Annotated in this window: 10 protein-coding genes and 1 pseudogene; 8 read left to right on the top strand and 3 right to left on the bottom strand. The window is 70.6% G+C overall.

Annotation, left to right across the window (positions count from 1 at the left end; all coding sequences use genetic code 11):
• The 6 genes and pseudogenes from proA to VGL30_RS08935 all read left to right on the top strand — a co-directional run.
• Positions 1-479: pseudogene (gene proA / locus VGL30_RS08960) on the top strand (gamma-glutamyl-phosphate reductase); the annotation flags it as partial.
• Positions 445-1,104, top strand: coding sequence for a nicotinate-nucleotide adenylyltransferase (locus VGL30_RS08955; RefSeq protein WP_331539033.1), 660 nt, complete (start codon positions 445-447; stop codon positions 1,102-1,104). The pseudogene proA and the gene VGL30_RS08955, both read left to right, overlap by 35 nt.
• Before the next feature lie 64 nt (positions 1,105-1,168).
• Positions 1,169-1,600, top strand: a complete 432-nt coding sequence (gene rsfS, locus VGL30_RS08950) for a ribosome silencing factor (RefSeq protein ID WP_331539039.1) — start codon at positions 1,169-1,171, stop codon at positions 1,598-1,600.
• 69 nt (positions 1,601-1,669) lie between these two features.
• Positions 1,670-3,061, top strand: coding sequence for an amidase family protein (locus tag VGL30_RS08945; RefSeq protein ID WP_331539031.1), 1,392 nt, complete (start codon positions 1,670-1,672; stop codon positions 3,059-3,061).
• Positions 3,062-3,109: 48 nt separating this feature from the next.
• Positions 3,110-3,322 carry a hypothetical protein gene (locus VGL30_RS08940; protein ID WP_331539029.1) on the top strand — a complete coding sequence of 71 codons (213 nt, stop codon included), beginning with the start codon at positions 3,110-3,112 and terminating at the stop codon, positions 3,320-3,322.
• Positions 3,323-3,376: 54 nt separating this feature from the next.
• Entirely contained in the window at positions 3,377-3,769 is a 393-nt protein-coding gene (locus VGL30_RS08935; protein WP_331539027.1) for a hypothetical protein, read from the top strand.
• A 29-nt stretch (positions 3,770-3,798) separates the two neighbouring features.
• On the opposite strand, the gene VGL30_RS08930 is transcribed toward VGL30_RS08935, so the two are convergent.
• Positions 3,799-4,923, bottom strand: coding sequence for a serine hydrolase (locus VGL30_RS08930; protein ID WP_331539025.1), 1,125 nt, complete (start codon positions 4,921-4,923; stop codon positions 3,799-3,801).
• 70 nt (positions 4,924-4,993) lie between these two features.
• Positions 4,994-5,914, bottom strand: a complete 921-nt coding sequence (locus tag VGL30_RS08925) for a cation diffusion facilitator family transporter (RefSeq protein WP_331539023.1) — start codon at positions 5,912-5,914, stop codon at positions 4,994-4,996.
• Between the two features lie 73 nt (positions 5,915-5,987).
• On the opposite strand from VGL30_RS08925, the gene VGL30_RS08920 reads away from it, so the two are divergent.
• Positions 5,988-7,055: a GTP-binding protein gene (locus VGL30_RS08920; RefSeq protein WP_331539021.1), complete on the top strand. Its 1,068-nt coding sequence runs from the start codon at positions 5,988-5,990 to the stop codon at positions 7,053-7,055.
• Between the two features lie 78 nt (positions 7,056-7,133).
• Here VGL30_RS08920 and VGL30_RS08915 read toward each other — a convergent pair whose 3' ends face one another.
• Positions 7,134-7,571, bottom strand: coding sequence for a biopolymer transporter ExbD (locus VGL30_RS08915; RefSeq protein WP_331539019.1), 438 nt, complete (start codon positions 7,569-7,571; stop codon positions 7,134-7,136).
• 138 nt (positions 7,572-7,709) lie between these two features.
• On the opposite strand from VGL30_RS08915, the gene VGL30_RS08910 reads away from it, so the two are divergent.
• Positions 7,710-8,693 carry a WD40 repeat domain-containing protein gene (locus tag VGL30_RS08910; RefSeq protein ID WP_331539017.1) on the top strand — a complete coding sequence of 328 codons (984 nt, stop codon included), beginning with the start codon at positions 7,710-7,712 and terminating at the stop codon, positions 8,691-8,693.
• Positions 8,694-8,759 lie beyond the last annotated feature (66 nt).

Genomic DNA, 8,759 nt, shown 5'->3' with positions numbered 1-8,759 from the left:
CCACCGAGACGTTGCTCGTCGACCGTCGAGTCGCCGCGGCTCAGTTGCCCGGGATCGTCGCCGATCTGCGTCGGGCCGGATGCGAATTGCGCGGCGACCCGGCGGCCCGGGCGATCGATCACTCCATTCTGCCGGCTACTGAGGATGATTGGCGCACCGAATATCTCGACGCAATCCTGTCCATTTGCGTCGTCGACGGCGTCGCCGGAGCGATCGCGCACATCAACCACTACGGCTCGCACCACACCGACGCGATCGTGACCGAGGACGAGAAGGCGGCTGAGCGCTTCCTGCGCGAGGTCGACAGCGCGATCGTTCTGGTCAACGCCTCGACCCAGTTCGCCGATGGCGGGGAGTTCGGCATGGGCGCCGAAATCGGCATATCGACGCAGCGCCTTCCGCCGCGCGGCCCGGTCGGCGCGGAGCAGCTGACAACCTACAAATATGTGGTCCGCGGGACCGGCCAGACGCGTCCCTGACGGGGGACGCCCAGGCGCGCTCAGGCCCGGATTCCATCTGAACCGCGGCATGCGGGTCGGCCTCTACGGCGGCTCGTTCAACCCGGCCCACGAGGGTCACGCCCATGTGGCCGAGACCGCCAAGCGGCGCCTGGGGCTCGACCAGGTAATCTGGCTGGTCTCGCCGCAGAATCCGCTGAAGGGCCGCCACGAGACCGCAGACCTCGCCGAGCGGATGGCTGGCGCGCGGGCGCTGGCCAAGGACCCTGGCATGATCGTCACCGACGTCGAGACCCGGCTCGGCAGCGCCTACACCATCGACACGGTGCGCGCGCTGAAGGCGCGGTTTCCGGGGGTCAAGTTCGTCTGGATCATGGGCGCCGACAGCCTGGCCTCCTTCCATCGCTGGCGCGGCTGGACGCAGATCATGCGCGAGGTGCCGGTGGCCATTGTCTCGCGCCCATGGATTTCCCTGAAGAGCCGCTTCTCGCCCGCCGCCCAGCGGTTCGCCCGCTATCGCCTGCCCTCGACGGCCGCGCTACGCCTTGCCGACACGCGGCCGCCGGCCTGGATATTCCTCTTCGGCCGCTTCAATTTCCAAAGCTCCACCGCACTTCGCGAGAGGTTGAAGAGGCTGCGGCCCTGAGAGCGGCTGACCAGGGCCTCCATCCATGCTAGGGAGAGCCTTGCGAGGATAAAGGAGCACCCCGCTGACCCGTGAAGCCGCGCCCCGCGCGCAGGGAAGCAAGACGCCTTCCCAAGACCCGTCCAGTCGCGTTCAGGACCGCATCAGCGCCCTGGAAGACATGATCCTGGCCCGTCTCGACGACGACAAAGCCCAGGACGTCGTGTTCATCGACCTCAAAGGCAAGTCCGCCGTCGCCGATGGTTTGGTGGTCGCCTCCGGGCGCTCGCACCGGCACGTCGGCGCCATGGCCGACCACCTGCTGCGCGCCCTCAAGGACGAGGGCTACGGCCGCGCGCGCGTCGAGGGCCTGCCGCACTGCGACTGGGTGCTGATCGACACCGGCGACGTGATCATCCACCTGTTCCGCCCCGAGGTCCGCAGCTTCTACAACATCGAGAAGATCTGGTCGGTGGACAGCCCGCACCGCACGCAGGCGGCCGGCCAAGTCGTCTGATCTTCGCGATAGCCGCGGTGGACTCCCGCCGCGCCGGATGCTGAGCTTGCCGGAAACGGGAGCCACGACATGTCCGAGACCTTGAGCCGCGACACCCTGGACGCCTCCGCGACCGACCTGGTCGCGGCCCTGGCCGCACGGCGGGTGAGTGCGCTGGAACTGGCCGACGCCGCCATCGCCCGCATCGGGGATCGCGACAAGGCGATCAACGCCGTGGTGGTGCGCGACTTCGACCGCGGCCGCGACGCCGCCCGCGAAGCCGACGCGGCGCTGGCTCGCGGCGAGCGCCGGCCGCTGCTGGGCCTGCCGATGACCGTCAAGGAATCCCACGACGTCGCGGGCCTGCCGACCACCTGGGGCTTTCCGCCGTTCAAGGACGCCATCGCCGCGGCCGATTCCGTGGGCGTGGCCCGGCTGAAGGCCGCCGGCGCGGTGATCCTGGGCAAGACCAACGTGCCGCCGTGGCTGGCCGACTACCAGTCGAACAACCCGATCTACGGCCGCACCCGCAACCCCTGGGACCTGGACCGCACGCCGGGCGGCTCGTCCGGCGGCTCGGCCGCGGCGCTCGCGGCCGGCATGGTCCCGCTGGAGTTCGGCTCCGACATCGGCGGCTCGATCCGCATGCCGGCCCACTTCTGCGGCGTCTATGGCCACAAGCCCAGCTACAACCTGATCCCGACGCGGGGCCACCAGCCGCCGATGACGCCGGAGGGCGCGGGCGTGGTGCTGGCCGTGGTCGGGCCGCTGGCGCGCACGCCCGCCGACCTCGGCCTGGCGCTGGAGGTCCTGGCCGGCCCCGACCGCGACGATGCGGTGGGCTACCGCCTGGCCCTGCCGCCGCCGCGGCATGAGCGGCTCGCTGACTACCGTGTCCTGATCGTCGACCGCCACCCGCTGGCGCCGGTGGACGACGAGATCCGCGCCGGCCTGAACGCGCTTGGCGACAAGCTCGAGGCCCAGGGGGCCTCGGTTGCGCGGTCCAGCGACCTCCTGCCCGACCTGGAGAAGGTCAACGCGGTCTATATGGGCCTCCTGGTGCCCGCCATGTCGCGCGGCCAGCCGGGCGCCAAGACCATCTCGGCGCACGAGTGGATGGCCCAGCTGGACGCCCAGGCGCAGCTCCGTCGGCAGTGGGCGCGGCTGTTCGAGAGCTTCGACGTGGTGCTGACCCCGATCCACGGCGCGGCCGCCTTCCCGCACGACGACGAGCCGGACCCCAGCAAGCGGACCCTGACCGTGAATGGCGAGACGGTCTCCTACTTCGCGCCCGCCGGTTGGTCCGGCCTGGCGACTGGCGGCAACCTGCCGTCGACAGCGATCCCCGCGGGCCGGACCCGCGCGGGCCTGCCCTACGGCGTCCAGGTCACGGGCCCTTACCTGGAAGACCGCACGACATTGGCCTTCGCCGCGCTCGCCGAGCGCGAGTTCGGGGGCTTCGTCGCGCCGCCAGGATACTGAGGCCTCTGCCGTCGGGCAACCTTATCCGCTTGAATCCGTTAGGGTTGCATGCCGAGGATCCTCATCAGCTGCCCGACGACAGGCGCGGACGTCCCCACCGGACACCGCACCCAGGACTTCAACCTCGCGGCGGTTACCGAGCCGCGATCGTTCCGCTGTCCGGTGTGCCATCAGGTCCATGCCTGGCGCGGTGAGGATGCCCGGATCGAGCACGGCCTGACGCCCGCGGCTGCGGCCGGTGCGGCCGTCCTGGGCCATTAGCTGACCACCGCCGGGGCGATGCGTCGTTTCCCGCTTTGAGGCGTTGAAGGCCGCATGACCCGAATCCTCCTCTTCGCCGCCACGCTTGCGCTCGCCGCGCCGCTAGCCCTGCCGTCGATCGCCAAGGACGAGCCGTCCGGCAAGATCGCCGCGGCGTTCGGCAACACGGTGCTGTCCATCTACCCCGACGGACGGTCCCAGAAGATCTGGCTGAAGGAGGACGGGAGCTGGACCGGCCTGAGCCGCCGGGGCAACCCGCTGGCCGGCAACTGGACCGCCAAGGGCGATCAGGTCTGCCTGAAGCAGACCCATCCGCCGATCCCATTCTTCAAGTTCTGCCAGACCCTGCCCGACGACCCCGAGACGGGCATCGACTCCAAGGACCTGGGCGGGACCAAGATCCATCTGAAGCTGGTCAAGGGCCACGTCACCAAGGCCGAGAGCTGACGGCGCCGGGCCGTAAGCGCGGTCGCGCCCTAGAGCCCACTCTGGACGGCGGCTTCGGCCATGGCGTGCTGTTGCTGGACCGCGCCCGGTCCGCTGTCGCGCCAATAGGCTTCCACGGCGCGCGCGACGCCCTGCATCAGCCGATGCCGTGCGGCTGCGCCCTGGCTGGTCTGGCGGATCATCACCGCCACGGCGAAGGTGCGGCCGTCGGGGGCGGTCAGCAGGCCGACGTCGTTGATGCCCACCGACGCGCCGCGCCAGTCGGGGCCGGTGCCCGTCTTGTGCGCGAGGCTCCAGCCGGGCGCCACGGCCGCCCTCAGCCGCAGCGTGCCGGTACGGGCTTCGGTCATCAGGTCGAGCATGAAGTCTGTCGAGGCCCGGCTGAGCAGTTCGCCACGCTTCAGCGCCCCGAGCGCGGTGACGATGCCCTCCGGCGTCGCCCCGTCAGGCGGATTGGTCAGGTAGGTCGCCAGCGCCTGGTCGCGCACGTCGTCCGGCAGGGCGGCGCGCGCCTGTTTGAAAATCCAGGTCTGGCCGTACTCCGGCCGCCATTCCAGCCCGGCGGTCTTGGTCTGGACATCGCGTTCGGTGCCGCCGACCGCCAGGCCGCGCAGGCGTTTTTCGGCGATGGTCTGAGTGACCACGCCCGCTCCGCCCAACTGCTGGATCAGCTTGTCGTTGGCCGAATTGTCGCTCTCGATCAGGGCATGGCGCAGCAGGTCGGCGATGGTGATCGTGAGCGGCCGCGTGGCGCGGATGCGCGAGGCCAAAGGCTGGTAGAAGACCGAGCGGTCCTCCGGCCCCATGGTCACGGTCTGGTCGAGCGACAGCCGGCCCTGGTCGACAGCCTGCATCACCGCCAGCGCCACCCAGAGTTTGGAGACGCTCTGCTGCGGGAAGGTCTCGCCGCCGAGGTTGGATGCGGTCCAGCCCTGGGCCACCTCGCTGACCGCGATGCCCACCGGCTCGCGGTAGCCGGTGGCGATGCGTTCGATCTCGGCCTGGAAGGCGGCGGGGGCCGGCGCGGCCGAGGTATGGATCACCGGCGCGGCCGGGCCCTTGGTATAGGCGACCCGCTGCGCCGCCACGTGGTTCGCGCTGATCCAGCCGCCGCCGAAGCCGCCGGCGGTCAAAAGCAGCGCCAGCGTCGTCACGATCCGCGGCCGCGCACGCACCACAGCCCAGAATCTCGGAACCAGCCCCATCATGCGTCCAGCCAAACCATCAGACTCTGACGGATTCAGGACGACGCACTTCAATCGTCAAGTGGCTAAGGCCTTCCAGCCCGCGAAGACGGGCGTGATAGGCCTCGACGGGCTGCGGATCGGCGGCGCTGACCACGGCGACGGCAGCGTGATGGCCGGGGCCGAGCCGCCACAGGTGCAGATCGACGACCCGCTCGCCCTCCGCCTCCAGCCGCGTGCGGATCTGGGTGGTGAGGTCGGCCGACGGGTTCATGTCCAGCAGGGTGGCGGCGGCGCGGCGCAGCAGGCCGACGGCGAATTGGCCGACCAGGGCCGCGCCCGCCAGGCCCGCCGCCGGGTCGGCCCAGCGCCAGCCCAGCCGCTGCCCGGCCAGCAAGCCGGCGATCGCCAGCACGCCGAACAGCGCGTCGGCGCTGAGGTGCAGGTGCGCGGCCGAGAGATTGAGGTCGTGGCGGCCATGCGCCGTCGGCTTCAGCAGCCAGACGCAGACCACGGTCACCGCCAAGCCGGCCGCCGCGAGCGGCAGCGCCGAGGCGTAGTCGACCGCCTCCGGCGTCAGGAGTCGCTGAAAGCTTTCCACGGCGATCAGCACCGCGGTCATGCCCAGCACCACCGCGTTGGCGAAGCCGGCGAGGTCGCCGATCTTCCCCGTGCCAAAGGCGAAGCGCGGACTGGCCGCATGTCGCCGGGCGAGCGCATAGGCCCCGGCCGCCACCAGCAGGGCCGCGACGTGGGCCGCCATGTGCAGCCCGCTGGCGGTAAGCGCCATGGAGCGGAAGAGCAGGCCGCCCGCGAGCTGGGCCACAAGGGTCACGGCGCAGATGGCCGCGACGATCCAGGTCCGGCGCTCGTTGCGGCCATGGTCGGCGCCCAGATAGGCGCGATCCGACCGGAACCCGTCCAGGCGGCCGTCAGAACGGGTGGGGTCGGCGGTGGTCATTGATGTTACTCTATAACACCCTGGCGACAGAACGCCACTTCAGAAATCCGCCGTCTGCTCCTACATGGGGCGCATGAACGCAATCGCGCCCGCCCAGGCCTCTGGGAAGACCCCCGTCACCGTCCTCACCGGCTATCTCGGCGCCGGCAAGACCACCCTGCTCAACCGCATCCTTTCTGAGGACCACGGCAAGCGCTACGCGGTGATCGTCAACGAGTTCGGCGAGGTGGGCATCGACAACGACCTGATCGTCGGGGCCGACGAAGAGGTCTTCGAGATGAACAACGGCTGCGTCTGCTGCACGGTGCGCGGCGACCTGATCCGGGTGGTCTCGGGCCTGATGAAGCGCAAGGGCCGGTTCGACGCGATCATCGTCGAGACCACCGGCCTGGCCGACCCGGGCCCGGTGGCCCAGACCTTCTTCGTCGACGAGGACGTCCGCGCCAGGACCCGGCTGGACAGCGTGACCACGGTGGTGGACGCCAAGCACCTGCCGCTCCGGCTGGCGGACTCCAAGGAGGCGGCCGAGCAGGTCGCCTTCGCCGACCAGATCGTGCTCAACAAGACGGACCTGGTCAGCGAGGCGGAGCTGGTGGCGGTGGAGACGGCGATCCGCCGGCTCAATCCGCTGGCGCCGATCCACCGCACGCAGCGCTCGGACGTGGCGCTGGACAAGATCCTCGGCCGTGGCGGCTTCGACCTCGAGCGGATCACCAGCCTGGAGCCGGAGTTCCTTGACCCCGGCCACGGCGAGCCAGGGCACGTGCACGACGAGGACTGCGGCCACGACCATCATGGGCACGATCACCACGACCACGACGAGGTGCTGGACCATGCGGCGGCGGCCGGCATCCGCGGCGTGTCGCTCAGCTTCGACCGGCCGCTCGACGGACAGCGGGTGACCGACTGGCTCAACGGGGTGCTGCAGGCGCAGGGGCCCGACATCCTGCGCGCCAAGGGCATCCTCGACGTCAAGGCCGAGGACCGCCGGCTGGTGTTCCAGGCCGTGCACATGATCCTGGAGGGTGATTTCCAGGGCGAGTGGGCCAAGGACCGGCCCCGCGTCAGCCGCCTGGTGTTCATCGGCCGCAACCTTGACGAAGCGGCGCTCAGGGGCGGCTTCGAGGCCTGCGTGGCTTAATCGGCTTCATGGCGCAACGAAAAGGCCCGCCCGGTTTCCCGGACGGGCCTTGCAGATCCGCAGCAGCGCGCGAAGCGCCTACAGCTCTTCGTTGATCAGGGCGACCTGGTAGAAGCCGCCTTCCTGCAGGGTGTTCATGACGTTCATGAAGTCGCCGTACTTCACGGTGCGGTCGGCGCGGATGTAGACGCGCGCGTCCGGGCCCATTTCCTCGGCCAGGGTCAGCTCGCGGGTCACGTCGCCCACCAGGGTGGTGATGGAAGTCGGCTTGTCGCCGATGAACAGGGCGCCGCCCTGTTGGATGTTGATCAGCGTCGGCTCCTTCACCTTCGTGCCCGGGGGCGGGGGAATGGCCGGCGGCAGGTCGAGCTTGATGGACACCGTGGCGGCGGGGATCGACACCATGAAGATGATCAGCAGCACCAGCATCACGTCCACGAACGGCGTGACGTTGATGTCGCTGTTCTGGCCCAGGTCGAACCGACTGCCGCCCTGTCCCGCCAGCTTCGCAGCCATACGCAAGTCCTTCCCTGGAGGCGCACGTCCGCGGGCGCCGTTCGCGAGACCATTGGCAAGCCGGTTCCCGAAAGTAAAGAGCCAACCGGCGCGCGCTGCGCTCTAGGCGGGACCCCGCCGCGCCGTCTATGGGGAGCCATGTCCTACGCCTTCGACGCCTATGTCACCGCCGTCCTGTTCGACCCCCGGGGCCGCGCCGCCTTCGCGCTCGGGGACGGCGCCGTCCGCTTCGAGACCGGGGAGGCGGCGGCGGCGCACGACGGCGCGGCGCTCTGCGCCTGCCGCCCGCCGTCGGGCGAGGGCCTGCTCACCGGCGGCGACGACGGGCGGGTGGTCTGGTCGCGGCCGGGCGAGGCCCCGGTCGAGATCGCCAAGGTCGGCGGGGGCCGCTGGATCGACGCCCTGGCGGCCAGCGGCGAGTCCGGGCTGATCGCCTTCGCCGCCGGGCGCGACGTGCAGGTGCGCGACGCGGGCGACCCGGCCTTCGCGCGGACCTTCGCCCACGAGCGGTCGGTGGCGGACCTGGCCTTCGACCCCAAGGGCCGGCGGCTTGCGGCGGCCACCTACGGCGGCGCAGTCCTCTGGTACGCCCGCATCGTCGTGCAGAAGCCCGTGGTCCTGAAGTGGGCCGGCAGCCACGTGGCCCTGGCCTGGAGCCCGGACGGCAAGTTCCTGATGTCGTCGATGCAGGAGAACCAGCTGCACGGCTGGCGGGTGGCTGACGAGAAGAACATGCGCATGGGCGGCTACCCGGCCAAGGTGCGCAGCCTGGCGTTCCTGTCGAAGGGCCAGCTGCTGGCCACCTCCGGCGCCAACGGGGCGGTGGTCTGGCCGTTCGGCGGCGCCACCGGCCCGATGGGCAAGCAGGCGGCCGAGGTGGGCTTCGACGAGAGCGCCCTGGTGACCCGCGTCGCGGCCACGCCCCAGGGCGGCCGCCTGGCCGCCGGCCTCGACGATGGCCGCGTCTGGGTCACCGACCTCACCGCCAGCAAGCTCAATCCCGTGAAGGCCGGGAAGGGCCCGCCGATCACCGCCCTGGCCATCACCCCCGACGGCCGCCGCTGCGCCTGGGGCGACGAGGCGGGCGGGGCGGGGGTGGTGGATTTGCCGGAGAGCTTTTGAGGTCCGCGCCTCTCACAAACCGGTCATCCCGGCGAAGGCCGGGACCCAGGTTCAGCCTGAGCGCCA

The sequence above is a fragment of the Phenylobacterium sp. genome, assembly GCF_036502675.1.
In the GTDB taxonomy this organism is placed as follows: Bacteria; Pseudomonadota; Alphaproteobacteria; order Caulobacterales; family Caulobacteraceae; genus Phenylobacterium.
This window is presented reverse-complemented; position numbering and strand designations above follow the sequence as displayed.